The following is a 23,921-nucleotide window of genomic DNA, read 5'->3' as shown; positions in this document are numbered from 1 at the left end:
CCAAAATCAGCATGAGCTTGCCAAGCTTGCATTTGCAATCTGATCATGTTTCACTGCAACTTATTTCTACGTTTGTCGCTTTATCTAGCCGCCAATTTCGACGCTATCTCATTTGCTTTTTAACTTATTGACCATCCCCCAGCATGACTTCCAGTCACCATCATTCCACTGGCTACTGTGCCAATTGTGATCACCCAGCACCGAAGAATTTTTGTCCCGCATGCGGTCAAAAAACGCATATAGAAACCCCGACTCTGTGGGAATTTATTCACGAATATCTGCATCACTACATCGCGCTGGAAGGCACCTTAACCCGCACCTTATGGATGTTGATCGCGCATCCCGGCAGGCTGACGGCGGAATACGTGGCAGGAAGACGACAACGTTATATCAAGCCCTTGCAGCTATATCTGACGATGAGCTTTATATTTTTTGTGCTGTTTGGGCTGTTCGGACATCTGCCTGTCAGTGGTGGCGATATTGAGACAGCACAGACGGCTAACAAAGAGAAGGTCATGAAGGAGTTGATGGATGACCCAGACGAAGATGTCGCCGCTACAGCTGCCAGCATTGGCAATATTCTGGAATCCTCAAAAGCAAATGTAAAAAAGGATACTGACAGCGGTAAGGCTGGGCAATCTGTTGGAGAGAATGGCGTATTGCAGGAGACGCCTGAGGAATCTGCGGCATCCGAGACAGTGGAAAACACCCATGCCTCAACACCACCCAAAGTCAAATCACAGTTAGAAGGCAGTCCTATTGCCATTGCATGGATAAAGCGTGCGGCAAAACGCTTTAAGGACTATGAACATCATCCCGAAGAAACCAGAAAAGAATTAGGCAAAGAAGCCTTGCATAAAGCCCCGTATGCCGTGTTCGTGCTAATGCCTGTTTTTGCGTTCTTGTTGTGGCTGGTGTATTTCCGCCGGCGTCTGGTGTATGGCGTTCACCTGGTATTGGCGTTTCATTTGCACGCATTTACATTTTTATTGTTCTTGCTATTGATGATTCCGTTTGTGCCGTCTGAATTGCTGACGATTGGGTTCCCGGTTTATTTTGTGATTGCATTACGGCAGGTCTATCACGGTCGCTGGCTGGCGCAGATACTGCGGGCGCTGATGTTAATGGGGCTGTATCTGATCTGCGTTGGCATCGCGCTGTGCGTCTTGTTTGTGACATTGATTTAATTATTATACTTGGGTGGGTATGATAACTTTTCTTATAAGTGTCCATACAAAGTATGGACATCAAGGCTATAGATGGCAATACTCCCCCAATTTTAATAACTTTGAGTAGTCTCACGCGTTTTAAATATCTGGCAAAAGAAGAGCCATTTCTTGCGATTGTTTTAATTTTGTAGAAATAACATCATTCCTGGTTTACTATCGCCCGACTATTTCCCTCGTTTCGGGGGTATTGATCTAAAGGATGCAGTATGTGGATATTGGGCGCCATTATTGGTTTGATCCTTGGTATAGCGACCTCATCAACCAACGCTGCGGTGTTATATGTCATCGTTGGTGGTTTTGCGGCGCATGTTTTAAAGCAAGTGCTCAGTCAGAACAGTCGGAATAAAAAATCTGATGACGGCAAAAGCCAGAATGCAGAACTGGTCGAACTCAGGGGACAGGTCGCCGCGTTGGAGCGGCGTTTGCAGACGGTAGAGCGGCAACTGGCTGCATCAAGCGCCGTCAGCAAACAATCCCATATCAGCGAAGTTGAAACCGATCAGGTGCCAGCGCTTGATGTGATTGCAGAGCCTGTGATTGGTCCTGTGGCTGCCGTGCCTATGGTTCCTTCTGCTCCTATATCTAAAACAATTCAGACAAGTTCGCTGGCCGAGGCGATCAATGAGATGGCGGCAATTCTGAAGCCAGAATCCGTTGCCGCTCCAGCAGACCCGGCAGTAACGGAGCTAGCAGCGAAGCCAACACAAGCCGCCGTGATCAAAGCCAATACAAACAACGCGCAAATTTCAGTAACTGCATCGACATCGGCAACTACACCAGCGGCGACAGCACGCCCGACGATCGCACCACGACGACCACCGGTGCCGCAGATTCCGTTCCGCGATCGTTTGCCGGAACCTGTCCGTAACTTGATCTATGGCGGCAACGCGCTGGTGAAAACTGGCGTACTGATTTTATTCCTTGGGCTAGCCTTCTTATTACGTTACACCGCCGAGCGCGTTACGGTGCCGATTGAGTTGCGCTACGCCGGTGTCGCATTGGTTGGCATGTTCTTATTGGGACTGGGATGGTTCTTGCGACATAAGCGCCGAGATTACGGCTTGATTTTGCAGGGCATGGGCGTTGGCGTGTTTTATCTGACGACGCTAGCAGCGATTAAATTTCATGGATTAATTCCGGCCGAAGCAGGGTTTGGATTTATGTTAGCGGTGTCTTTGCTGGGCGCTGCACTGGCGATTTTGCAGAAGGCGCCAGCACTTGCGATCATCGCCGCGCTGGAGGGTTTTGCGACGCCGGTCTTGACGTCGACCGGTGGTAATCATATGGTCGGTCTGTTCACTTACCTGACGATTCTGGATGTTGGGATTGTATTGATTGCTTGGTTTAATGCCTGGCGTGTGTTGAATGTGATCGGTTTTGTCGGCACATTCACCCTCGCCTCGGGCTGGGCCAATCAGTATTACAGCGATGCGCAATACCCGACAGTGCAGGCATTTTTGATCGTATTCTTTTTATTGTTTACGGCGGTCGGATTGCTATTTGCGCGCCGCACTCTGATAGACGCGAAGTTGGGCTCGAAGTTAGCTGAGGCTGACAGTTTGGCTAAACAAGCTGGCGCAGCCTTGGTGCAAGTTGGCCGAGTCGACAGTGCCCTTGTGTTTGGCACACCGCTTACTGCGTTTAGCTTGCAATATCTTCTGATGAAGCCTTGGGAATTCGGAGCCGCCTTTTCGGCATTGGCGCTCAGCGGGTTTTATTTATTGCTGGCACGTATAGTTTTTTCTAAAGAGAAAACTGGGCTGGCGTTATTGGCTGAGGCATATGCGATTGTTGGTGTTATCTTTGGTACGCTCGCCATTCCGCTGGGATTGGAAGGTGTCTGGACTGGCGCGGCTTGGGCGGTGGAGGGCGCTGGTATGCACTGGCTGGGTGTGAGGCAACGTCGCCCGTATGCACGCGGGTTTTCGTATCTGGTATTGCTGGGGGCATCCTATAAATTACTCAACACCATCACGATAGATGCGACCGCTGTTGGTCACTTCTTGCATGGTTCCAGCATTGGCCCGATCTTGCTAGCAGCCAGCGCATTCGCAATGTGGTTGCAACATCGTCGTGCAGCGTTAAACACGACAGACCATTGGGAAGCAATTCCAGGTTCTCTGCTACCTTGGCTGGGTATGGCAGCATTGACTGTGTTGCCGTGGCAATGGTTTGTTCCTTCTGTCGCCGCCGCAGCCACGGCGGTATTGTCGGTCGTGACATTTGGAGTTGCTAACCGCTGGCGCTTAAAGCCTTTGCTGCCTATCGTAGGCACTTTGCAAGTAGTCGCTGTGGTCAGTTTTATCGCAGGTTTGCATCGCTCTGCCAGTAGCCTTGTTCCAGCAAACGGTGCCTTAGAAAGCGGTACGCAAGGCTTACTCACTGCGCTGGTGATCGCCGCATGTATTTTATTCACAGCAGGATGGCGCATGGCCGCAATCTTGCGTGAAGCCAAACAAAATAATCAGGCGCCAAACTGGTCCTTGGCCAATTCAGTCGCGGTGGTTGCAGGTGTGGGTTTGCTGCATCTGGCGATGTTGTTTGCGATTAATTTTCAGCAAGCCGCGTTGATATGGCCGATCACAGCTTGTCTTGCTTTGTGGGTAGCATTGAGAATGTCACATAGTGCATTGGCCGCATTTTCCCTGTTATTGCAAGTGTTCTCCGTGCCTTTATTTTTACTGTACCAAACCGATGCGCCAGCGTTAGCCCAGTTGGACGCTTTGGCCGACTCCGGATCTTTGATGAACAATTCATTCAATTTCTGGACGCCTCTGGTATTTGGTCTGGCGGCATGGTTTAGCGGTGATCGTTTACAAATGGCGGCTAAACAATCAATTGATAACGATGCCAGCATGTCGGCTAAGTCATGGCTCTCTTTGGATGTTTTACTTTGGGCGCCAGTGGTCTGGGGCTTGTTATGGTTGTTGCGCGCTCTGTTTGATGAGGCAGCGTATCGTCTTTTAAATCCCGATTTGTTTAGTTTTATCCCCACCAGCAGAATTGCGATTGTGCTGATGCTGTCTATCGTCATGTCTGTACTGGCGCGTTGGCGCAACTGGTCACAAATGGGACAGGCGACCTTTTTCACCTTACCTGCTTTGATGCTGATTGGCTTGATCGAGTTATTTAGAGCTGCTTACGGCACCGGCGTATTTATACCCTCGCAAGCCTTGGGCTGGTTGCTGTGGCCAATTGCCTTGGCGTGGCATCTACGTTTGTTATTCGTGCAAGCGCGCTGGAGTGAACATTTTTTCCGCAAACTGTTTCATGTATGCGGTTTCTGGTTCTTTGTTTTGCTGGGAGCACGTGAAGTGCAATGGCAGATGAGTAGTATTTCTCAGCCTTGGTCGGCATGGCCTATGCTGGGCTGGATTTTGGTACCTGCAATCAGTTTGTGGCTGGTGCGATCACAGTTTGTATTGCTTCGCTGGCCGCTGACCGAATTCCGTCAGGCCTATGTGGAGATCGCGGGCACACCGGTTGCCGCCTATCTGTTTTTATGGTGCTGTATCAGTAATGTTCTTAGCGCTGGCAGTGCTGCACCTCTGCCTTACATTCCCCTGATCAATCCTCTGGAGTTGGGACAATGGCTGGTCTTAGCGGCACTTGTTACCTGGTGGAGAGCGTTGCCAGTCAAAGCCTATGATGAACAATTAAAATCTACCATCAGCAAACTGGTTGCAGCGTTAGCACTGGCATTGATTACCGGCTTGGTACTGCGCACCGTCCATCATTGGGCGAGTGTGGAGTGGCAGTTTGACAGCTTATTTGCCTCATGGCTGGCGCAAGCTGCGGTGTCAATTACCTGGGCAATTGCCGGTGTCGCAGCGATGTTGTTTGGCAACCGCCGTGGTTCACGCTCTGTGTGGATGGCGGGTGCAGGCTTGCTGGTGGTTGTGGTGCTGAAATTGTTTATTGTTGAATTAGCCGATCGCGGAGGTTTGTATCGCATCGTCTCGTTTATCGGAGTGGGCGTGCTGTTGTTGGTCGTCGGATACTTTGCGCCTGTTCCAGTAAAAAAAGAGTCGTCGCATGCGGAGAAATCTGATCTGAAGCCGGATGCAGAGCCCGTTTCAAAGCCCGAATCTGGAGCTACCGTATGACGTCGCGCAATCTCTTCAGCTTGCTTGGGTGCATGGCGGTTTCTTTTGCTACACAGACCGCCAATATCGCTGCTGCCGATGTGACTAAGTCAAAGCCCGTTCAGCAAGCTACCATCACCCTCAGTGGTGACGGACCGTTTTATCAATTGAGTTTGCCAACGACGATTTATCCTTCTGCCGCTCACGCCGATTTGCGCGATGTTCGCATCCTCAATGCCAGCGGCGCCGCAGTGCCGTATGCATGGCTTCAGCAAGCGCAGCAAGATGCAACTGCGCCCGAATTCATATCAAACAAACTCCCTGTGTTTCCTTTGAAAACGGCCGTCGCTGATCAATCTGCTTCGCGTAATGATGTGCAACTCAGCTTTACACAGAAACCGGATGGCTCTTTGATTTCCATCAGTACGGGCAAGCTTGCTGCGCAAACGCCAGCATCGGCCGGCGATTGGATTATCGACGCCAGCCAGGTTCAAGGACAATTTTTGCAAGCGCGTGTGAGCTTGGCAGACAATGCGGAAGGTTTGTTTCCCTTGACGCTGGAAGCGAGCGATGATTTGCATCAATGGCGCAGCATAGGTGGTGAGCAGCAACTGGCGATACTCAAACAACAGGGCGCGACGATAGAACGACTAACCCTGGATTTATATGGCGTCCATGCCCGGTTTTTACGTTTGCGTTGGCTTGATTCAGCCCGCAGTGCGGCGATACTCTCGTTCACGCTGGATAGTGTGAAGCAGCTAGAAACGCTGTCGCCCTTGCAATGGTCTAGCCGTATTTCGGCGATAAGGTGCGAGATTCATTATTGCGATTACCTGTTACCCAAGAATACGCCGATCGATAGCCTGCGGATTCGGCTTGCAGAGATTAATACACTGGCAGATGTGCAGATTTTGGGTGAGTTACCAGCGAATACATCGGGTAATCCGGATGGTACAAGCTATGGAGAGCATCGCCTATATCACTCGCCGCTGTACGTTTTATACGTCTTGCATGCTTTGCGCCATAAGCGCCAGGCAGATGCCGCGCCGGTAGATAATTTCATTGGATTAACTCAGAGTGTCTTGTATCGCTTAAAGCAAGGTGAGTATGAGGTCGAGTCAGAAAATCTGCCCATGAACGGTGATATTTATACCCGTTTGCGCTTACAAACAGCAGGTGCGATTAGTTTGCTTGGGGCGACGCCGCCGACAATAGAAATTGCCAGTATTCCACGTAATCTGGCCTTTTTAGCGCGAGGAAATCCACCGTTTAGCCTGCAATGGGGCGTGGATCAAAAAGACAGCAGCGCGCTGCCGCTAGCGACATTACTACCTGCTTACCGTAAAGATCAGGTATTTAAAATGGATGCGGCAAGCGTGAATATCTCAGCTGCTACAACACCGGTCGAATCCGCAGCAGCAAATCCGCAGCCATCAGCGACAAAAGAGAACAAAAGTGCGTCCAACAAAATCTGGTTATGGGCAGCGCTGGCAGCAGGTTTACTCCTACTCGGCGGAATGGCGTGGTCTTTATTTCGGACGATGTCTAAAGAAAGCGGGAATTAATCGCCGCTTTCTTATCTGACGAGTTTTGGTTAGTTTTGGGTAGTTTAATTTATATACATGAGGGTGTATGGTGTAGTTGGCTGACATTGTCCATAGAATGATTGGACAATACGGCTTTCAATTCACATACTCCCCTGTTTTTTTTATTTCTCTTGCGTCAGCGGTGTCTTTTTATCCATCACCTCACGGCAATCACCTTTGAATGTCGCATTGTCATAGTTGGTCCAGCCATAGCTATCAACATAGCGAATATGGGTTTGCAACTTCGGACTTAGAAAACTCCATTCAAGGCGCTCGCCAGGGTAATGGATATTCGCCATGTCCAATAAAGAATGAAATACGTTCTCTGTGGACAGCCTGGCGTTCTGGTGTTTGTACAATTGTTTGATCTTGTCGGGATACTGGGCTTGATACGCGTCCGAGTACCACATGAAAGCCGGAATATGGAATTCATACTGCGTGTTATGGCCATGAAAGGCGAGGTTGCAACTGCCGTCATACAAGGTTTGTCCGTGATCAGATACATACAGCATCGAGGTTAGCTGCTGACTCGTTTTGAGTCGCTTGATTACCTCAGACAACATCCAGTCAACATACAGCACGGAATTGTCATAGCTATTATTGAGCGCTTGCTTGTTTTTTAGATCGGTATAGGCCGGATTGTTGATGCCAAATAACGATGGCTTCCACTGGTCGAATTCTTTAGGATGGCGATGGCTGTAATTCCAATGATTACCCAAGGTGTGCAGCACAATCAGTTTTTTAACTGCTGGGTCGTGCATGGCATTTTCCATCGGCGACAACAAAATTTGATCCAGACTGGAGTTATTCGTAAAGCCGCCTAGATTTAAAAACTGTGTGACGTCGGCTTCTTTGGCAAACACAGAGGTCGGCGTATCAAATTGCCCAAAGCTCATTTGATTTGACAACCAAAATGTTTTAAAACCCGCTTCTTTGAACGCGCTGATAAACGACTTTTCAGCAAAACCCGCTTTTAAACTCTGTGCCGCAGGCTTGCGCGAGACGATGATAGGTACCGACAAACGGGTAGCAGAGACGGCAGTTACTACATCGGTAAAACTGACGAGCTTGCTTTCCTGCTTTAACAATGGATTGGTAGCGCGCTCATAGCCGTTGAGACTCCAACGGTCATAGCGTGAGGATTCTCCAATCACCATGACGACGATTTGGGGCTGATTTTTATCGCCAGTCAGACTCGCTTTAAAGTGGAATTCACTACTCTTTTCGGCAAGCTGCGACAAATAACTGCGCTCATTCCAAAAATCCTTGCCCCGGATAACTAGGCCGAACGGCCAGGTGCGGGCAAAGGTTTCCTCGTCGTAAGGGATCTTTGCCCAATGAGGTAGTTTGGGGAGCGTCGGCAGTAGCTGATTCCAGGCTTTCTCATAGAAAGTGATCTTTTTACCTGTCACTGATGGTGCTGAGACAGATGCTGGCACTGATATTGATGCTGCTGTTGGTGCCGAGGTACTGCTGTCGTCGTCTTCATCCTCATCTTCTTCCTCGCTGGCAGAGGTGCTAGCGCTTAAGCTAGTTGACACCTTTGCGCTGGCTTTGGCGGATGCAGATGCTATGCCAACTTGCTCGCCGTAAGTCCATGTGACTGCGCCGCACAGCACTAAGACGATGACCACCCAGCGCGACTTGTGTGTCCAATCCAGCGCCTGAGTTCGTTTGCTTAACTTTAAAATACTCCACCACCAGGCAATGACGGTGATCGATACGAGTAACAATAGCCAGACTTTATTGCCTAAAAATTCAAGCGCTTCTTTCGGGCTGGTCTCTGCGATGATACCCAGATGGTGCGTTGAGATACCTTGCCCAAAAAACAGACGCAAATAGATTTCCGTTGGTACCGCAAAAAAAGCAGGGAGCAGCAACCAGTGAAACCAGCGCGGCCGCTTCATGGTTGCCCATAAGGCAAGCCAGGTGATTACTTCCATCATCACAATCTGCCAAGCCTGTTCTACGGACTTACCTAGCAGCAATGAGAAGAATGGTAATGCCGACAGTAAAAAATAGCTGACAACAATATAAATAGCGGCGGGCTGCAACAAAGGCGGCATGGTGATGGTGGTCCGGTGTGATTTGCCAGGCGCGATGCCCAGACATGCGCCAAGCGCGGTGAATCGTGAATACAGCGAAAACCGAGATTTTCCATCCGGCGCACCGGTCGTGCTATTTGAGTGCTGACGGAACATTTTTGGTCACTTTTGATGTACTTCGTTGCCAATGGCTCGCCATCAGCACCTTATTTACAACAAGCTCATGCCAAAACTGCCTTGAAAAGTGTATCCGTCATCAACTCAAATCCTAATGTTAATTCTCGGTTAAAGCGCGTAAATATAAAGGATTTAAGATGGCTTGGTGTTAATGAGAAAAACTATGTTGCAATTTATTTTCAAGCTGTTTGTGAATACGACCCTAAATGCTTGCCTTGTATTCCAGCGCAAACGGGCTATTCTGTAAGCCCAAACTTATGATCATTCCGCGCTAACTACTTGATTTGGTGCAGCTTACGCCCACACAAACAGATTGACAGCGGCAAGATCTAGGGTTTAAACTTGCGAGTTCTCGATTTTGGATGGTCTATAGCTTGCATATTTTCCCAAAAATATGGTTGGTTTACTCAGCAAAAATCGGGTGTGTCGGATGAAAGTTCGATGCCAATAAAGATTTAAGTCCCCGGGCAACCGTTTCCGGGTTTGTGTTTAACGTTGTATTTTGTTGGATTAAAAACGATGCCAACCATCAATCAACTGATTCGCCAGCCACGTGTTTCTGTACGTGTCAAAAGCAAATCACCGGCGCTGGAAAACAGCCCGCAAAAACGTGGCGTTTGTACCCGCGTTTATACGACAACTCCAAAAAAGCCTAACTCGGCTTTGCGTAAAGTTGCCAAAGTACGTCTGACTAACGGTTTCGAAGTAATTTCGTATATCGGTGGTGAAGGCCATAACTTGCAAGAACATAGCGTAGTGCTGTTGCGCGGTGGTCGTGTAAAGGATTTGCCGGGTGTGCGTTACCATATGGTTCGCGGTGCTTTGGATACTCAAGGCGTTAAAGACCGTAAGCAAGCTCGTTCCAAATACGGTACGAAGCGCGCTAAGGCCGTTAAGAAGTAATACTCTTGTAAATTAATCTCCATAAAATGGAGCAGTGTCGGCCCCTAATGGGCTGAGTAAGTGGCAGGTTATGATGGCTTGCCGCGAGAAGTAGATGAAATGTTATCTGCGACTCAACTGAAGATTGAAAAGGAATCGAAATGCCACGTCGTCGTGAAGTCCCGAAACGGGATATTCTGCCGGACCCAAAGTTCGGCAATGTAGAAGTAGCAAAATTTGTAAACGTATTGATGTTGTCAGGCAAGAAGTCTGTTGCTGAGGGCATTATTTACGGTGCGTTTAATCACATCCAGCAAAAATCTGGTAAAGATCCATTGGAAGTGTTTGCACTGGCAATCAGTAATGCTAAACCGTTGGTTGAGGTTAAGTCTCGCCGCGTTGGTGGTGCTAACTATCAAGTGCCAGTTGAAGTTCGTCCAGTTCGCCGTTTGGCTTTGTCTATGCGTTGGTTGCGTGAAGCAGCTAATAAGCGCAGTGAAAAATCTATGCCACAACGTTTGGGTGGCGAACTGCTCGAAGCTGCAGAAGGTCGCGGCGGAGCAATGAAGAAGCGTGATGAAGTTCATCGTATGGCAGAAGCCAACAAGGCTTTCTCCCACTTCCGTTTCTAAAAGTAAAAGTAAGGGGCTATTGTGTATTTTTATGCAATGGTTCTGGCAGGTAATTTGAATCAGGCCGGGCGTAATTTTCAAAAAAAATTGCGCTCGGTTTTGTCCATTAAAAGATTTAGGATTAGCTATGGCCCGTAAGACCCCCATTGAGCACTACCGCAATATCGGTATTTCGGCTCACATTGATGCTGGTAAAACGACGACAACTGAGCGCGTTTTGTTTTATACCGGTGTAAACCACAAAATCGGTGAAGTGCATGATGGCGCGGCTACCATGGACTGGATGGAGCAAGAGCAGGAACGTGGTATTACTATCACCTCTGCTGCGACAACATGCTTCTGGAAAGGCATGGCGAATAATTTTCCTGAGCATCACATTAATATTATTGATACTCCTGGTCACGTTGACTTCACGATCGAAGTTGAGCGTTCCATGCGTGTTCTTGATGGCGCCTGCATGGTTTACTGTGCGGTAGGTGGTGTGCAGCCTCAGTCTGAAACTGTATGGCGTCAGGCTAATAAGTACAAAGTTCCACGTTTGGCTTTCGTCAACAAAATGGATCGTACTGGCGCAAACTTCTTCAAAGTGTATGAGCAAATGCGTACACGTTTGAAAGCAAATCCAATTTTGATGCAAATCCCTATCGGCGCAGAAGAAAACTTCTTGGGCGTAGTTGATCTGGTCAAGATGAAGGCAATCTATTGGGATGAAGCCTCTCAAGGTATGAAATTTGACTATCGCGAAATTCCTGCTGAACTTGCTGCTTCAGCTCAAGAATGGCGCGAAAAAATGTTGGATGCTGCTGCAGAATCAACAGAAGAGTTGATGAACAAATACCTTGAAGAAGGCGATTTGTCTGAGGAAGACATCAAAACAGCAATTCGTGCACGCACTATTGCGGCTGAAATTGTTCCTATGATGTGCGGTACTGCATTTAAAAACAAAGGCGTACAAGCCATGTTGGATGCGGTTATTGAATACTTGCCTTCACCGGTTGATATTCCGCCAGTCACAGGATTGGATGAGTACGACGAGCCGACTTCGCGCAAGCCAGAAGATACTGAGAAGTTTTCAGCTTTGGCCTTTAAAATCATGACTGATCCGTTTGTTGGTCAGTTGATTTTTTTCCGCGTCTATTCTGGTATGGTTAAGTCGGGTGATACAGTATTCAACCCGAACAAGAATAAGAAAGAACGTCTTGGTCGTATTTTGCAGATGCATGCAAACCAGCGTGAAGAAATCAAAGAAGTACATGCGGGTGATATTGCTGCTGCTGTTGGTCTGAAAGATGCTACTACCGGTGAGACTTTGTGCGATCCATCTTCCATCATTACTTTGGAGCGTATGGTATTCCCTGAGCCAGTTATTTCTCAGGCAGTTGAGCCGAAAACTAAACAAGATCAGGAAAAAATGGGTCTAGCGTTGAATCGCTTGGCGCAAGAAGATCCTTCTTTCCGCGTGAAGACGGATGAAGAATCTGGTCAGACTATCATCGGCGGTATGGGTGAGTTGCATCTGGAAATTATTGTTGACCGTATGCGTCGTGAATTCGGCGTTGAAGCGACTGTCGGCAAACCACAAGTTGCATACCGTGAAACTATTCGCAAGACTTGCGAAGAAATCGAAGGTAAATTTGTTAAGCAATCTGGTGGTCGTGGTCAATATGGTCACGTAGTTCTGAAAATCGAACCGCAAGAACCGGGTAAAGGTTTTGAATTCGTTGATGCGATCAAAGGTGGTACTGTTCCTCGTGAATATATCCCCGCGGTAGAAAAAGGCGTGATTGAAACTCTAGCTTCAGGCGTACTGGCTGGTTATCCAGTCGTTGACGTTAAAGTCACATTGTTCTTCGGTTCTTACCATGATGTCGATTCCAACGAAAACGCATTCCGTATGGCAGGTTCGATGGCATTTAAAGATGGTTGTCGCAAGGCGAGTCCAGTTATTCTCGAGCCAATGATGGCCGTTGAGGTTGAAACTCCAGAAGATTACGCTGGTACAGTGATGGGCGATTTGTCCTCACGTCGCGGGATGGTCCAAGGTATGGATGAGATTCCTGGTGGCGGCGGTAAGATCATTAAGGCTGAAGTGCCTTTGTCCGAAATGTTTGGTTACTCGACTTCTTTGCGTTCTGCAACGCAAGGTCGTGCAACATACACTATGGAATTTAAGCATTATGCAGAAGCGCCGAAAAACGTTATCGACGCAATCGTGACTTCGAAATCAAAATAATCTGAATTCAGTCCATTAAAAAGTTTTAAAGCATCTGACAAGCCCACTTCATGCCGAAGTGGGTTCATTATTGATAAATCGTTCTTTTTGAAGGAAGAATAAAATGGCAAAAGGTAAGTTTGAGCGCACCAAGCCGCACGTCAACGTAGGCACAATTGGTCACGTAGATCACGGTAAAACCACATTGACGGCAGCGATCGCGACAGTATTGTCCAAGAAGTTTGGCGGCGAAGCCAAAGCCTACGATCAAATTGACGCAGCGCCAGAAGAAAAAGCACGCGGCATCACGATCAACACAGCCCACGTTGAATACGAAACAGCCAATCGCCACTACGCCCACGTAGACTGTCCAGGCCATGCTGATTATGTTAAAAACATGATTACTGGCGCAGCACAGATGGACGGCGCGATCTTGGTTTGCTCCGCAGCAGACGGCCCAATGCCACAAACTCGTGAGCACATCCTGTTGGCGCGCCAAGTTGGTGTTCCTTACATCATCGTATTCCTGAACAAGTGCGACATGGTTGATGACGCTGAATTGTTAGAACTCGTTGAAATGGAAGTACGTGAATTACTGTCCAAATACGAATTCCCAGGCGACGACCTGCCTATCATCCAAGGATCCGCAAAATTGGCGCTCGAAGGCGACAAAGGTCCACTGGGCGAAGAAGCCATCATGAAACTCGCTGATGCACTAGACAGCTACATCCCAACACCAGAACGCGCTGTTGACGGCGCCTTCCTGTTGCCAGTAGAAGACGTCTTCTCCATCTCCGGTCGCGGTACTGTCGTAACAGGCCGTATCGAACGCGGTATCGTCAAAGTTGGTGAATCATTAGAAATCATCGGCATCAGCGACACGGCAGTTACGACTTGCACAGGCGTTGAAATGTTCCGCAAATTGCTCGATCAAGGTCAGGCAGGCGACAACGTTGGTGTATTGTTGCGCGGCACTAAGCGTGAAGACGTACAGCGCGGTCAAGTATTAGCAAAGCCAGGCTCCATCAAGCCACATGCTCACTTCACAGGTGAAATCTACGTCTTGTCCAAAGACGAAGGTGGTCGTCACACACCATTCTTCAACAACTACCGTCCACAGTTCTACTTCCGCACAACGGACGTAACTGGCTCGATCGAGTTGCCGAAAGATAAAGAAATGGTCATGCCAGGTGATAACGTCTCTATCACAGTCAAGCTGATCAACCCGATTGCGATGGAAGAAGGCTTGCGCTTCGCGATTCGTGAAGGTGGTCGTACAGTTGGTGCTGGTGTTGTTGCTAAAATCTTGGCCGATTAATTCAGTCAGAGTTCGTGACTTCATTAAGCATGAACTTGTTTTGACCTAATCGTAATTTTGTTCTTTGTTTGAAAAAATGCTACGGATCTGAATTTAATATCCGTAGCTCGTTCTTTTTAGGAAATGTTATGTCTACTAATCAAAAAATCCGTATTCGTCTAAAGGCTTTCGATTACAAATTGATCGATCAGTCTGCTCTTGAAATCGTGGAAACAGCTAAACGTACTGGCGCTGTTGTTAAAGGGCCAGTGCCTTTGCCAACACGGATTCAGCGTTTTGACGTTTTGCGCTCGCCACACGTGAACAAAACTTCTCGCGATCAATTTGAAATCCGCACTCATCAACGCCTGATGGACATCGTTGATCCAACTGATAAAACGGTTGATGCCTTGATGAAGTTAGACTTGCCAGCTGGTGTGGATGTAGAAATCAAGTTGCAATAAATTTTATAGTCGCAAATAGAAAATGCTACATACCATAATTTTTAGCATTTTCAAATAAATAGTCTTGTGAAATAAAATTTAGCAAGCTATAATCGAAGGCTTAGCTGTAGATCGACATGTGTCGATCTATTTGTTTAAGTTTTTTAATAGTCAGCCTCACCCAATCGTAGGTGAGAATGGAGAAAAAAATGAGCTTGGGCCTTGTAGGTCGCAAGGTTGGCATGATGCGTATCTTTACAGATGATGGTGATTCAATTCCAGTTACTGTGCTAGACGTATCCAACAACCGCGTGACACAAATTAAAACTCCTGAAACAGATGGTTATTCCGCTGTTCAGGTCACTTTCGGCCAGCGCCGCGCATCCCGTGTAACTAAGGCGGCTGCCGGTCATCTTGCAAAAGCGGGTGTTGAAGGTGGTACTGTATTAAAAGAATTCCGTGTTGATGCTGTTAAGGCTTCTGAGATGAAGGCGGGCGATGTTGTGCCTGTTGGATTGTTTGAAGTTGGTCAGAAGGTCGACGTTCAGGGTGTGACAATTGGTAAGGGGTATGCCGGCGTTATCAAGCGCTATCATTTTTCTTCCGGTCGTGCAACACATGGTAACTCGCGTTCCCATAATGTTCCTGGTTCAATCGGTATGGCGCAAGACCCAGGTCGTGTGTTTCCTGGTAAGCGTATGACGGGTCATCTTGGTGATGATAATCGTACGGTGCAAAATTTGGTGATCGCACGTGTAGATGCTGATCGTCAATTATTGCTTGTTAGGGGTGCCGTGCCAGGCGCAAAAAATGGTCAGGTAATTGTATTGCCGGCTATTAAAGTTAAAACGAAGAACGGAGCTTAATTATGGAACTGAAGCTCCTAAATGCAGATGGTCAATCTGCTTCTAATGTTGTTGCTCCGGATACTATTTTTGCTCGTGACTATAACGAGGCTTTGATTCACCAAGTCGTCGTTGCTTTTCAGGCAAATGCGCGTAGCGGTAATCGCAAACAAAAAGATCGTGAAGAAGTTCATCACACTACGAAGAAGCCTTGGCGTCAAAAAGGTACTGGCCGTGCTCGTGCTGGTATGTCATCTTCGCCACTCTGGCGTGGTGGTGGTCGTATATTTCCAAACTCACCGGATGAAAATTTTTCACACAAGGTTAACAAAAAGATGTATCGCGCTGGTATCTGCTCGATATTGTCTCAGTTGGCCCGCGAGGGTCGCCTGAGTATTGTAGATAGTATTGCTGTTGATGCGCCGAAAACGAAATTGCTGTCTGAAAAATTGAAGACAATGGGATGTTTGGATTCAGTGTTAATTATTACTGAAGAATTCAATGAAAACTTGATGCTTGCTGCTCGCAACTTGGTAAATGTTTTAGTTGTAGAGCCTCGTTATGCTGATCCAGTTTCTTTGGTTTTCTACAAGAAAGTATTGATTACCAAGTCTGCATTGATCAAGATTGAGGAGATGCTGGCATGAACGCATTAGTTAAACATAGCGAAGAGCGCCTGATGAAGGTGTTGCTGGCTCCTGTGATTTCAGAAAAGGCGACTATGGTTGCTGAGAAGAATGAACAGGTAGTATTTTTGGTTATGCCAGATGCTACAAAGCCAGAAATTAAAGCTGCCGTAGAATTGCTGTTTAAGGTTCAGGTTGAATCTGTTCAAGTAGCAAATCGTCAAGGTAAACAAAAACGTACTGGTAGATTTAATGGTCGCAGAAATCATACAAAACGAGCTTTTGTGTGTTTAAAGCCGGGCCAAGAAATCAACTTCACTGAAGGGGCATAAGCATGGCACTCGTTAAGATGAAGCCAACCTCGCCAGGTCGTCGTGGTATGGTAAAAGTGGTAACAGAGGGTCTTTATAAAGGTCGTCCGTTTGCCGCATTGTTGGAAAAGAAATCTAAAACTGCTGGCCGTAATAATAATGGCCATATCACTACTCGTCACATCGGTGGTGGTCACAAACAGCATTATCGTTTAGTTGATTTTAAACGTAATAAAGATGGTATTCCTGCAAAAGTAGAGCGTATTGAATACGATCCTAATCGTACTGCACACATCGCGCTGTTGTGTTATGCAGATGGTGAGCGTCAATATATTATTGCTACCAAGGGAATGGCCGTTGGTGATCAGTTAATGAATGGCTCCCAAGCGCCGATTAAATCCGGTAATTGCTTGCCTATTCGCAATATTCCGGTAGGTACGACAATGCATTGCGTCGAAATGTTGCCTGGTAAGGGCGCTCAAATCGCTCGTACTGCTGGTGCTGGTGTCGTTCTGATGGCGCGTGATGGTACTTATGCACAGGTTCGTTTGCGTTCAGGTGAAGTTCGCCGTATCCATATTGAATGTCGTGCAACAATCGGTGAAGTCGGTAATGGAGAGCACAATCTGCGTAAGATTGGTAAGGCTGGTGCTATGCGTTGGCGTGGTGTTCGACCTACCGTTCGGGGTGTTGTTATGAATCCTGTTGATCACCCGCATGGTGGTGGTGAGGGTAAAACAGCAGCAGGTCGTCATCCAGTATCTCCATGGGGTCAGCAAACCAAGGGTAAAAAGACTCGTCGCAACAAGCGCACGACCTCGATGATCGTCTCACGCCGCGGCAAGAAATAAGGGGTAATACATGACACGTTCAGCGAAAAAAGGGCCGTTTTGCGACGCCCACTTGGTGAAAAAAGTCGAAACTGCGCAAGCAATTAAAGACAAAAAGCCAATTAAAACATGGTCACGTCGTTCGACAATCATGCCGGACTTTATTGGCCTGACAATCGCGGTGCATAACGGTAAGCAGCACGTACCAGTTTATGTGTCCGAAAATATGGTCGGTCATAAACTTGGCGAATTTGCGTTGACTCGTACGTTCAAAGGTCACGCCGCCGATAAAAAGGCTAAGAGATAGGTGCAATGATGGAAACTAAAGCAATTCTGCGCGGTGTGCGTCTGTCTGAGCAAAAAGGTCGCCTAGTGGCAGATCTGATTCGCGGTAAAAAAGTAGATCAGGCATTGAATATCTTGGCTTTCAGCCCGAAAAAAGGTGCAACAATCATTAAAAAAGTCTTGGAATCTGCAATTGCAAATGCTGAGCATAATGATGGCGCTGATATCGATGAGTTGAAAGTAAAGACTATCTATGTTGAAAAAGGCACGATTTTGAAGCGTTTTACAGCGCGTGCAAAAGGTCGTGGCGATCGTATCTCTAAACAATCCTGTCACATATACGTGACTGTCGGTAATTAAGGAGTCGCGATGGGACAGAAGATACATCCAACCGGTTTTCGTCTTGCGGTAACGCGTAACTGGTCATCTCGTTGGTATGCAGGCAATGGTAATTTTGCTTCTATGCTTGGGGAAGATCTTAAAGTACGTGCGTATCTGAAGAAAAAACTGAAGAATGCATCAGTAGGTCGTATTACTATTGAGCGTCCAGCAAAAAATGCCCGTATTACCATTTATAGCTCCCGTCCGGGTGTTGTAATCGGTAAAAAAGGCGAAGATATTGAACTGTTGAAGGCGGATTTGGCCAAGTTGATGGGCGTGCCAGTTCATGTCAATATCGAGGAAATTCGTAAGCCAGAGATTGACGCGCAATTAATTTCCGATTCTATTGCTCAGCAACTCGAAAAACGTATTATGTTTCGTCGCGCGATGAAACGTGCTATGCAAAATGCGATGCGTTTAGGCGCTAAAGGCATTAAGATTATGTCTAGTGGTCGCTTGAACGGTATCGAAATTGCTCGTAAGGAATGGTATCGTGAAGGCCGCGTGCCGCTGCACACATTGCGTGCCGACATCGATTACGGTTTTAGCGAAGCATCTACTACTTACGGAATCATCGGTGTTAAGGTTTGGGTTTATAAAGGTGATCGCTTAGCTAATGGTGATGCGCCAGTTATAGAATCTACTCCAGAAGACGATAAGAAGCGTCGTGGTCCTCGCCGTGACGATGGTAAGCCAAGTAGCCGTCCTCGCACTAAGCGTCCAGAAGGTCAAACAACCGGTATCGCAGCAGCACCTGCAGCCAAGCGTGCTCGCACGAAAGTAGATGGCGCAACAGTTGCGGCACCGGCTGAGAAAGCAGGAGAATAATCATGCTGCAACCAGCACGTAGAAAGTACCGTAAAGAACAAAAAGGTCGTAACAAGGGGATTTCTCATTCCCGTGGTACTGCTGTTTCTTTTGGTGAGTTTGGTCTTAAGGCAATAGGTCGTGGTCGTATTACTGCTCGACAAATCGAAGCAGCACGTCGTGCTATGACTCGTCACATTAAACGTGGTGGCCGTATCTGGATCCGTATTTTCCCAGATAAGCCAATCTCTCAGAAGCCTGCAGAAGTTCGTATGGGTAATGGTAAGGGTAATCCTGAGTACTATGTTGCCGAGATTCAACCAGGTAAAATGTTGTACGAAATGGATGGCGTTGATGAAACGCTCGCACGCGAAGCGTTTCGCTTAGCTGCAGCTAAACTGCCGTTATTGACTACGTTCGTCGTGCGTCAAGTCGGCCAATAATAGGGGTTGTAAATGAAAGTATCTGAACTCCAAGGTAAAGATCCGGCGGCGTTGGCAAAAGAACTGAATGAACTGTTGAAAGCTCAATTTAGTCTGCGTATGCAAATTGCAACGCAGCAATTGAACAATACTTCTCAGCTCAAAAAGGTTCGCCGCGATATCGCACGCGTAAAAACTGTTATGAATCAGAAGGATGCCAAATAATGAACGATCAAGTTAGTGTTCAAACAAAAGTGGCATTGAAGCGCACATTGATTGGTAAGGTTGTTTCTGACAAGATGGACAAGACTGTAACAGTAGTCGTTGAACGTCATGTCAAACATCCTTTGTACGGTAAAATCATCGTTCGTACTAACAAGTACCACGCTCATGATGAAGCAAACCAAGCTAAGGCTGGGGATACCGTTGAAATTCAAGAGGGTCGTCCTATTTCCAAGACTAAAGCTTGGACTGTGACGCGTGTGGTTCAAGTCGCACAAGTTTTATAAAGTTATTGCACAATTTGTTTTTTGATGTAATAATAGTTGGCTGTCATTTGCAAATTATGTATGTGGCAGCCTAAATGCCTTTCGCAGAATGAAAAACGTTTGTGAGAGTAATTAAAATTCGTCCACCTAATCAGTTGGCTCGTGCATTGTTTGTTGTGTATTGGGTTGGCTGGCAGGACCAAAACTGACTACAGATTTGCATCGTGCGGATTGTGTGGATTAAGTTGGGAAAGAGAACATTATGATTCAAACAGAAAGCCGGCTTGAAGTGGCTGACAATACTGGTGCGCGCGAAGTTTTGTGCATTAAGGTATTGGGTGGTTCTAAGCGTCGTTATGCGGGTATAGGTGATGTAATTAAAGTCACTGTTAAATCTGCTGCGCCTCGTGGTCGTGTAAAAAAAGGTGAAATTTACAATGCTGTTGTTGTGAGAACTGCTAAGGGTGTTCGTCGTCAAGATGGTTCCTTGGTTAAGTTTGATAGCAATGCTGCAGTTTTGTTAAATGCAAAGTTAGAGCCTATAGGAACTCGTATTTTCGGCCCAGTGACACGTGAATTGCGTACTGAGCGCTTTATGAAAATCGTTTCGCTAGCTCCAGAAGTGCTGTAAGGGGTTGTGATGAACAAAATTCGTAAAAACGATGAAGTCATTGTCTTGACAGGTAAAGACAAAGGTAAGCGCGGTCAAGTGCAGCAATGCGTAGACGCGAATTACATAGTTGTGGCAGGTGTCAATGTTGCAAAAAAAGCGACTAAGCCTAATCCAATGACTGGGGCAGTTGGTGGCATCGTTGATAAATTGATGCCGATTCATGTTTCCAATGTTGCAGTATTTAATGCGGCATCTGGTAAAGCAGATCGTGTAGGCTTTAAGGTAGTGGATGGTAAAAAAATCCGTATCTATAAGTCTACCGGTGAAGTTGTGAAGGCGTAACATCATGGCTCGTCTACAAGCATTTTATAAAGAAAAAGTTGTTGCAGATTTGACAGAGAAGTTTTCTTACAAGTCTCCAATGGAAGTGCCTCGGATATTAAAAATCACCCTAAATATGGGTTTATCAGAAGCAATTGCTGATAAAAAGATTATTGAGCACGCTGTTGGTGATTTGACTAAGATTGCCGGGCAAAAGCCTGTGGTAACTAAGGCGCGTAAAGCGATAGCTGGTTTTAAAATTCGCGAAGGTTATCCAATCGGTTGTATGGTGACTTTGCGTGGCGCTCAAATGTATGAATTCCTAGATCGTTTCGTAACTGTGGCTTTGCCGCGTGTGCGTGATTTCCGTGGTGTGTCTGGTCGTGCGTTTGATGGTCGTGGTAATTATAATATCGGTGTCAAGGAGCAAATTATTTTCCCTGAGATTGAGTACGACAAGATCGACGTGCTGCGTGGTATGAATATTAGTATCACGACGACAGCAAAGACCGACGAAGAAGCGAAAGCTCTTCTCGCCGCATTTAAATTTCCGTTCAGAAACTGAGGTCGCCATGGCAAAATTGGCACTGATTAATCGTGAGCAAAAGCGTGCAGACCTTGTGAAGAAATTTGCTGGTAAACGCGCCGAATTGAAGGCCATCATTGATGACCAATCAAAATCTGAGGAAGAGCGGTATGAAGCTCGCCTTAAATTGCAGGCATTGCCACGTAACTCTAATCCGACTCGTCAGCGCAATCGCTGCGCCTTGACAGGTCGCCCACGTGGCACATTCCGTAAATTCGGTTTGGGCCGTATTAAGATCCGTGAGTTCGCTATGCGTGGCGAAATTCCGGGTATGACTAAAGCCAGCTGGTAATAGGAGAATATGCAATGAGTATGAGCGATCCTATCGCCGATATGCTGACCCGCATCCGTAACGCGCAAGTTGTTCAAAAAACTGCAGTTGCTATGCCATCTTCCAAAGTAAAGATTGCAATCGCAAGCGTACTTAAAGATGAAGGTTACATTGAGGATTTCGCAGTTGTTGAAGCTGCAGGTAAGTCCGAATTAAAAATCGGTTTGAAATATTACGCAGGACGTCCTGTTATTGAGCGCTTGGAGCGTGTTTCTCGCCCTGGTCTTCGTGTTTACAAAGGTAAAGACGAGATTCCAAGTGTTATGAACGGTTTGGGAGTGGCGATTGTCTCCACACCAAAAGGCGTTATGACTGACCGCAAAGCACGCGCAACCGGTGTCGGTGGCGAAGTTATTTGCTACGTCGCCTAAGGAGTGCAAGATGTCTCGAGTAGGTAAAATGCCAATCGCTTTGCCAGCAGGATCTGAAGTTAAGATTTCAGCAGAGCAGATTATAGTAAAAGGCCCGATGGGTGCGCTTACACAGAACTTAAACGGTTTGGTGAAAGTAGTTAATGACAACGGAACTTTGAGTTTTTCACCCGCTAATGACGGTCGTGAAGCCAATGCAATGACGGGTACTTTGCGTGCTCTAGTCAATAACATGGTTAGCGGCGTTACTAAAGGATTTGAAAGAAAACTCAACCTGGTTGGAGTTGGTTATAAAGCCCAAGCACAAGGCGATAAATTAAATTTGTCCTTGGGGTTTTCACATCCAGTTGTGCACCAAATGCCAGAAGGCGTAACGTGTGCTACACCAACGCCTACCGAAATCCTGATTAAAGGGGTTAATAAGCAACAGGTAGGTCAAGTGGCAGCTGAAGTCCGTGCATACCGCAGCCCAGAGCCGTACAAAGGCAAGGGTGTCCGCTACGCGGACGAAGTGGTTGTGATTAAAGAAACCAAGAAGAAGTAATAGGGGTTGACGATGGATAAGAAACAATCACGTCTGCGCCGCGCGACTCAAACACGTGCCAAGATCGCAGAGCTCAAGGTTATTCGCCTTGCAGTGCATCGCACAAATCTGCATATCTATGCGAACATCATTGGCCCTGATGCCAAAGTGTTAGCATCGGCATCTACTTTAGAGGCTGAAGTGCGCGCAGAGTTGGCGGCAATATCTGGCAATGGCGGTAACGCAGTAGCTGCAACTTTGGTTGGTAAGCGTGTTGCAGAAAAAGCGTTAAAAGCAGGGGTTACCGAAGTCGCGTTTGATCGCTCCGGTTTCCGTTACCATGGTCGCATCAAGGCGTTGGCGGAAGCTGCGCGTGAAGCTGGCTTGAAGTTCTAAGGAAAATTCGTCATGGCAAAAATGCAAGCGAAGATGGCGGCTGATAAGCCCGATGATGGCATGCGCGAAAAAATGATCGCGATTAACCGAGTAACCAAAGTGGTTAAAGGTGGTCGTATCATGGGTTTTGCTGCATTGACAGTAGTTGGTGATGGTGATGGTCGTATCGGTATGGGTAAGGGAAAATCGAAAGAAGTTCCTGTAGCCGTTCAAAAAGCGATGGAAGAAGCTCGCCGTAAAATGATAAAAGTCACTCTCAAGAATGGCACTCTGCAGCACGCCGTTACCGGACAGCACGGTGCATCTAAAGTGATGATCATGCCAGCAAAAGAGGGTACTGGTGTTATTGCTGGTGGTCCAATGCGCGCAATTTTTGAAGTGTTAGGTGTAGTGAATGTTGTTGCTAAATCCAATGGCTCCACCAATCCATACAATATGGTTCGTGCTACTTTGGATGGTTTGTCCAAAATGAGTACGCCATCAGAAATTGCCGCTAAACGTGGCAAGACCCTTGAAGAAATTCTGGGCTAAGGTGATTGAAATGACAAAGACAGTAAAAGTAACTTTGGTCAAAGGTCTGATCGGGACTCGTGAGTCTCATCGTGCTACAGTTCGCGGTTTGGGCTTGCGTCGTGTGAATTCAGTTTCTGAATTGCAAGATACACCATCAGTACGCGGCATGATCAACAAAGTCTCGTATCTTGTGAAGGTTGTATCGTAAGCTCTCAGGCTTATGATCGGAGCAAATTATGGAATTAAATACAATACAGCCGGCTGATGGCGCTAAACACTACAAACGTCGTGTGGGTCGTGGTATCGGTTCTGGTTTGGGTAAGACAGCAGGCCGTGGTCACAAAGGTCAAAAATCTCGTTCAGGCGGTTTTCACAAAGTCGGCTTCGAAGGCGGTCAAATGCCTTTGCAGCGTCGATTGCCCAAGCGTGGTTTTAAATCCTTGGCTACGCCATATAAAGCGGAAGTTAGATTGACGGATCTGGAGAATTTACCAGTTTCTGAGATCGATATCCTAGCATTGAAACAAGCTGGTGTAGTTTCTGAGCTCGCACGCGTAGTTCGCGTGATTATGGCGGGAACAATCACTAAAAAAGTGACTTTGAACGGTTTGATCGCCACTAAAGGCGCAAGAGCTGCAATCGAAGCTGCTGGCGGCACAGTCGCTTAATCAGTGCGGACACTGG

The 23,921-nt window shown here is 47.1% G+C and carries 30 protein-coding genes; 29 read left to right on the top strand and 1 reads right to left on the bottom strand.

Features of this window, described 5'->3' with window-relative positions; all coding sequences use genetic code 11:
* The first annotated feature begins 143 nt into the window (after window positions 1–143).
* The 3 genes from AAKU64_RS14465 to AAKU64_RS14455 all read left to right on the top strand — a co-directional run bounded on the left by AAKU64_RS14465 (window position 144) and on the right by AAKU64_RS14455 (window position 6,879).
* Window positions 144–1,187: a DUF3667 domain-containing protein gene (locus tag AAKU64_RS14465; protein ID WP_354330043.1), complete on the top strand. Its 1,044-nt coding sequence runs from the start codon at window positions 144–146 to the stop codon at window positions 1,185–1,187.
* A 248-nt stretch (window positions 1,188–1,435) separates the two neighbouring features.
* Complete coding sequence (locus AAKU64_RS14460; RefSeq protein WP_354362333.1) at window positions 1,436–5,335, top strand: DUF2339 domain-containing protein; 3,900 nt, start codon at window positions 1,436–1,438, stop codon at window positions 5,333–5,335.
* A complete protein-coding gene (locus AAKU64_RS14455) occupies window positions 5,332–6,879 on the top strand; it encodes a DUF3999 domain-containing protein (protein ID WP_354330046.1) in 1,548 nt (515 codons plus the stop codon). Before AAKU64_RS14460 ends, AAKU64_RS14455 begins: the two co-directional genes overlap by 4 nt.
* Before the next feature lie 143 nt (window positions 6,880–7,022).
* On the opposite strand, the gene AAKU64_RS14450 is transcribed toward AAKU64_RS14455, so the two are convergent.
* Window positions 7,023–9,101, bottom strand: a complete 2,079-nt coding sequence (locus tag AAKU64_RS14450) for a phosphoethanolamine transferase (RefSeq protein WP_354330047.1) — start codon at window positions 9,099–9,101, stop codon at window positions 7,023–7,025.
* A gap of 15 nt (window positions 9,102–9,116) precedes the next feature.
* Between AAKU64_RS14450 and AAKU64_RS14445 the strand changes: the two genes are divergently transcribed.
* The 26 genes from AAKU64_RS14445 to rplO all read left to right on the top strand — a co-directional run bounded on the left by AAKU64_RS14445 (window position 9,117) and on the right by rplO (window position 23,905).
* The gene (locus AAKU64_RS14445; protein WP_354362332.1) at window positions 9,117–9,383 is read left to right on the top strand and encodes a hypothetical protein; all 267 of its coding nucleotides are present in this window, start codon (window positions 9,117–9,119) and stop codon (window positions 9,381–9,383) included.
* 258 nt (window positions 9,384–9,641) lie between these two features.
* Window positions 9,642–10,025 (top strand): 30S ribosomal protein S12, encoded by a 384-nt coding sequence (rpsL, locus tag AAKU64_RS14440; protein ID WP_322120247.1) that lies wholly within the window; start codon window positions 9,642–9,644, stop codon window positions 10,023–10,025.
* Window positions 10,026–10,165: 140 nt separating this feature from the next.
* Window positions 10,166–10,636, top strand: coding sequence for a 30S ribosomal protein S7 (rpsG, locus tag AAKU64_RS14435; RefSeq protein ID WP_322120246.1), 471 nt, complete (start codon window positions 10,166–10,168; stop codon window positions 10,634–10,636).
* A gap of 127 nt (window positions 10,637–10,763) precedes the next feature.
* Window positions 10,764–12,869, top strand: a complete 2,106-nt coding sequence (gene fusA, locus AAKU64_RS14430) for an elongation factor G (protein ID WP_354362331.1) — start codon at window positions 10,764–10,766, stop codon at window positions 12,867–12,869.
* Between the two features lie 103 nt (window positions 12,870–12,972).
* A complete protein-coding gene (gene tuf / locus AAKU64_RS14425; RefSeq protein ID WP_322120244.1) occupies window positions 12,973–14,166 on the top strand; it encodes an elongation factor Tu in 1,194 nt (397 codons plus the stop codon).
* Between the two features lie 128 nt (window positions 14,167–14,294).
* Entirely contained in the window at window positions 14,295–14,609 is a 315-nt protein-coding gene (gene rpsJ, locus AAKU64_RS14420; RefSeq protein WP_262834989.1) for a 30S ribosomal protein S10, read from the top strand.
* Between the two features lie 188 nt (window positions 14,610–14,797).
* Complete coding sequence (gene rplC, locus AAKU64_RS14415; RefSeq protein WP_354362330.1) at window positions 14,798–15,454, top strand: 50S ribosomal protein L3; 657 nt, start codon at window positions 14,798–14,800, stop codon at window positions 15,452–15,454.
* A gap of 2 nt (window positions 15,455–15,456) precedes the next feature.
* On the top strand, window positions 15,457–16,080 hold the full coding sequence (gene rplD, locus AAKU64_RS14410) for a 50S ribosomal protein L4 (protein WP_322120242.1): 624 nt from the start codon (window positions 15,457–15,459) through the stop codon (window positions 16,078–16,080).
* Window positions 16,077–16,391, top strand: a complete 315-nt coding sequence (rplW, locus tag AAKU64_RS14405; protein ID WP_354330054.1) for a 50S ribosomal protein L23 — start codon at window positions 16,077–16,079, stop codon at window positions 16,389–16,391. The genes rplD and rplW overlap by 4 nt, the downstream gene beginning before the upstream one ends.
* A gap of 2 nt (window positions 16,392–16,393) precedes the next feature.
* Window positions 16,394–17,221 (top strand): 50S ribosomal protein L2, encoded by an 828-nt coding sequence (gene rplB, locus AAKU64_RS14400; protein WP_322120240.1) that lies wholly within the window; start codon window positions 16,394–16,396, stop codon window positions 17,219–17,221.
* A gap of 10 nt (window positions 17,222–17,231) precedes the next feature.
* The gene (gene rpsS / locus AAKU64_RS14395) at window positions 17,232–17,507 is read left to right on the top strand and encodes a 30S ribosomal protein S19 (RefSeq protein ID WP_322120239.1); all 276 of its coding nucleotides are present in this window, start codon (window positions 17,232–17,234) and stop codon (window positions 17,505–17,507) included.
* Window positions 17,508–17,512: 5 nt separating this feature from the next.
* Complete coding sequence (rplV, locus tag AAKU64_RS14390; protein ID WP_262834995.1) at window positions 17,513–17,845, top strand: 50S ribosomal protein L22; 333 nt, start codon at window positions 17,513–17,515, stop codon at window positions 17,843–17,845.
* Window positions 17,846–17,854: 9 nt separating this feature from the next.
* A complete protein-coding gene (gene rpsC, locus AAKU64_RS14385) occupies window positions 17,855–18,694 on the top strand; it encodes a 30S ribosomal protein S3 (RefSeq protein WP_323492307.1) in 840 nt (279 codons plus the stop codon).
* Window positions 18,695–18,696: 2 nt separating this feature from the next.
* Window positions 18,697–19,116: a 50S ribosomal protein L16 gene (rplP, locus tag AAKU64_RS14380; RefSeq protein ID WP_040723969.1), complete on the top strand. Its 420-nt coding sequence runs from the start codon at window positions 18,697–18,699 to the stop codon at window positions 19,114–19,116.
* Between the two features lie 12 nt (window positions 19,117–19,128).
* A complete protein-coding gene (gene rpmC / locus AAKU64_RS14375; protein ID WP_322120237.1) occupies window positions 19,129–19,320 on the top strand; it encodes a 50S ribosomal protein L29 in 192 nt (63 codons plus the stop codon).
* A complete protein-coding gene (gene rpsQ / locus AAKU64_RS14370; RefSeq protein WP_322120236.1) occupies window positions 19,320–19,604 on the top strand; it encodes a 30S ribosomal protein S17 in 285 nt (94 codons plus the stop codon). The genes rpmC and rpsQ overlap by 1 nt, the downstream gene beginning before the upstream one ends.
* 241 nt (window positions 19,605–19,845) lie before the next feature.
* Entirely contained in the window at window positions 19,846–20,214 is a 369-nt protein-coding gene (rplN, locus tag AAKU64_RS14365; protein ID WP_016836029.1) for a 50S ribosomal protein L14, read from the top strand.
* A gap of 9 nt (window positions 20,215–20,223) precedes the next feature.
* Window positions 20,224–20,538: a 50S ribosomal protein L24 gene (rplX, locus tag AAKU64_RS14360; protein WP_354330060.1), complete on the top strand. Its 315-nt coding sequence runs from the start codon at window positions 20,224–20,226 to the stop codon at window positions 20,536–20,538.
* 4 nt (window positions 20,539–20,542) lie between these two features.
* A complete protein-coding gene (rplE, locus tag AAKU64_RS14355) occupies window positions 20,543–21,082 on the top strand; it encodes a 50S ribosomal protein L5 (protein WP_322120234.1) in 540 nt (179 codons plus the stop codon).
* Between the two features lie 7 nt (window positions 21,083–21,089).
* Complete coding sequence (rpsN, locus tag AAKU64_RS14350) at window positions 21,090–21,395, top strand: 30S ribosomal protein S14 (RefSeq protein ID WP_322120233.1); 306 nt, start codon at window positions 21,090–21,092, stop codon at window positions 21,393–21,395.
* 14 nt (window positions 21,396–21,409) lie between these two features.
* The gene (rpsH, locus tag AAKU64_RS14345; RefSeq protein WP_354330063.1) at window positions 21,410–21,805 is read left to right on the top strand and encodes a 30S ribosomal protein S8; all 396 of its coding nucleotides are present in this window, start codon (window positions 21,410–21,412) and stop codon (window positions 21,803–21,805) included.
* A gap of 10 nt (window positions 21,806–21,815) precedes the next feature.
* On the top strand, window positions 21,816–22,349 hold the full coding sequence (gene rplF, locus AAKU64_RS14340; protein ID WP_322120231.1) for a 50S ribosomal protein L6: 534 nt from the start codon (window positions 21,816–21,818) through the stop codon (window positions 22,347–22,349).
* Window positions 22,350–22,361: 12 nt separating this feature from the next.
* Window positions 22,362–22,724: a 50S ribosomal protein L18 gene (rplR, locus tag AAKU64_RS14335; protein WP_354362329.1), complete on the top strand. Its 363-nt coding sequence runs from the start codon at window positions 22,362–22,364 to the stop codon at window positions 22,722–22,724.
* Between the two features lie 12 nt (window positions 22,725–22,736).
* Window positions 22,737–23,255: a 30S ribosomal protein S5 gene (gene rpsE, locus AAKU64_RS14330; protein ID WP_322120229.1), complete on the top strand. Its 519-nt coding sequence runs from the start codon at window positions 22,737–22,739 to the stop codon at window positions 23,253–23,255.
* A 10-nt stretch (window positions 23,256–23,265) separates the two neighbouring features.
* Window positions 23,266–23,445, top strand: coding sequence for a 50S ribosomal protein L30 (rpmD, locus tag AAKU64_RS14325; RefSeq protein ID WP_126771746.1), 180 nt, complete (start codon window positions 23,266–23,268; stop codon window positions 23,443–23,445).
* A gap of 28 nt (window positions 23,446–23,473) precedes the next feature.
* Complete coding sequence (gene rplO, locus AAKU64_RS14320) at window positions 23,474–23,905, top strand: 50S ribosomal protein L15 (RefSeq protein WP_322120227.1); 432 nt, start codon at window positions 23,474–23,476, stop codon at window positions 23,903–23,905.
* The last annotated feature ends 16 nt before the right edge of the window (window positions 23,906–23,921 follow it).

The sequence above is a fragment of the Undibacterium sp. GrIS 1.8 genome (assembly GCF_040544445.1).
Lineage (GTDB): Bacteria > Pseudomonadota > Gammaproteobacteria > Burkholderiales > Burkholderiaceae_D > Undibacterium.
The sequence above is the reverse complement of the archived record's forward strand: the minus strand, read 5'-3'. Positions and strand labels throughout refer to the sequence as shown.

Bases quoted from the DNA above. Each gene is read 5' to 3' on its own strand.
- rpsG (WP_322120246.1), top strand. From the start codon at position 10,166: ATGCCACGTCGTCGTGAAGTCCCGAAACGGGATATTCTGCCGGACCCA.
- rplE (WP_322120234.1), top strand. From the start codon at position 20,543: ATGGCTCGTCTACAAGCATTTTATAAAGAAAAAGTTGTTGCAGATTTG.
- AAKU64_RS14455 (WP_354330046.1), top strand. From the start codon at position 5,332: ATGACGTCGCGCAATCTCTTCAGCTTGCTTGGGTGCATGGCGGTTTCT.
- AAKU64_RS14450 (WP_354330047.1), bottom strand. From the start codon at position 9,101: ATGTTCCGTCAGCACTCAAATAGCACGACCGGTGCGCCGGATGGAAAA.
- rplB (WP_322120240.1), top strand. From the start codon at position 16,394: ATGGCACTCGTTAAGATGAAGCCAACCTCGCCAGGTCGTCGTGGTATG.
- rplN (WP_016836029.1), top strand. From the start codon at position 19,846: ATGATTCAAACAGAAAGCCGGCTTGAAGTGGCTGACAATACTGGTGCG.
- rplC (WP_354362330.1), top strand. From the start codon at position 14,798: ATGAGCTTGGGCCTTGTAGGTCGCAAGGTTGGCATGATGCGTATCTTT.
- rplF (WP_322120231.1), top strand. From the start codon at position 21,816: ATGTCTCGAGTAGGTAAAATGCCAATCGCTTTGCCAGCAGGATCTGAA.
- rpsQ (WP_322120236.1), top strand. From the start codon at position 19,320: ATGAACGATCAAGTTAGTGTTCAAACAAAAGTGGCATTGAAGCGCACA.
- rpsN (WP_322120233.1), top strand. From the start codon at position 21,090: ATGGCAAAATTGGCACTGATTAATCGTGAGCAAAAGCGTGCAGACCTT.
- rpsJ (WP_262834989.1), top strand. From the start codon at position 14,295: ATGTCTACTAATCAAAAAATCCGTATTCGTCTAAAGGCTTTCGATTAC.
- rplR (WP_354362329.1), top strand. From the start codon at position 22,362: ATGGATAAGAAACAATCACGTCTGCGCCGCGCGACTCAAACACGTGCC.
- AAKU64_RS14465 (WP_354330043.1), top strand. From the start codon at position 144: ATGACTTCCAGTCACCATCATTCCACTGGCTACTGTGCCAATTGTGAT.
- rpsH (WP_354330063.1), top strand. From the start codon at position 21,410: ATGAGTATGAGCGATCCTATCGCCGATATGCTGACCCGCATCCGTAAC.
- rpsL (WP_322120247.1), top strand. From the start codon at position 9,642: ATGCCAACCATCAATCAACTGATTCGCCAGCCACGTGTTTCTGTACGT.
- rplV (WP_262834995.1), top strand. From the start codon at position 17,513: ATGATGGAAACTAAAGCAATTCTGCGCGGTGTGCGTCTGTCTGAGCAA.
- AAKU64_RS14445 (WP_354362332.1), top strand. From the start codon at position 9,117: ATGTACTTCGTTGCCAATGGCTCGCCATCAGCACCTTATTTACAACAA.
- fusA (WP_354362331.1), top strand. From the start codon at position 10,764: ATGGCCCGTAAGACCCCCATTGAGCACTACCGCAATATCGGTATTTCG.
- rplW (WP_354330054.1), top strand. From the start codon at position 16,077: ATGAACGCATTAGTTAAACATAGCGAAGAGCGCCTGATGAAGGTGTTG.
- rplP (WP_040723969.1), top strand. From the start codon at position 18,697: ATGCTGCAACCAGCACGTAGAAAGTACCGTAAAGAACAAAAAGGTCGT.
- tuf (WP_322120244.1), top strand. From the start codon at position 12,973: ATGGCAAAAGGTAAGTTTGAGCGCACCAAGCCGCACGTCAACGTAGGC.
- rpmC (WP_322120237.1), top strand. From the start codon at position 19,129: ATGAAAGTATCTGAACTCCAAGGTAAAGATCCGGCGGCGTTGGCAAAA.
- rpsC (WP_323492307.1), top strand. From the start codon at position 17,855: ATGGGACAGAAGATACATCCAACCGGTTTTCGTCTTGCGGTAACGCGT.
- rpsS (WP_322120239.1), top strand. From the start codon at position 17,232: ATGACACGTTCAGCGAAAAAAGGGCCGTTTTGCGACGCCCACTTGGTG.
- rplX (WP_354330060.1), top strand. From the start codon at position 20,224: ATGAACAAAATTCGTAAAAACGATGAAGTCATTGTCTTGACAGGTAAA.
- rplO (WP_322120227.1), top strand. From the start codon at position 23,474: ATGGAATTAAATACAATACAGCCGGCTGATGGCGCTAAACACTACAAA.
- rpsE (WP_322120229.1), top strand. From the start codon at position 22,737: ATGGCAAAAATGCAAGCGAAGATGGCGGCTGATAAGCCCGATGATGGC.
- rplD (WP_322120242.1), top strand. From the start codon at position 15,457: ATGGAACTGAAGCTCCTAAATGCAGATGGTCAATCTGCTTCTAATGTT.
- AAKU64_RS14460 (WP_354362333.1), top strand. From the start codon at position 1,436: ATGTGGATATTGGGCGCCATTATTGGTTTGATCCTTGGTATAGCGACC.
- rpmD (WP_126771746.1), top strand. From the start codon at position 23,266: ATGACAAAGACAGTAAAAGTAACTTTGGTCAAAGGTCTGATCGGGACT.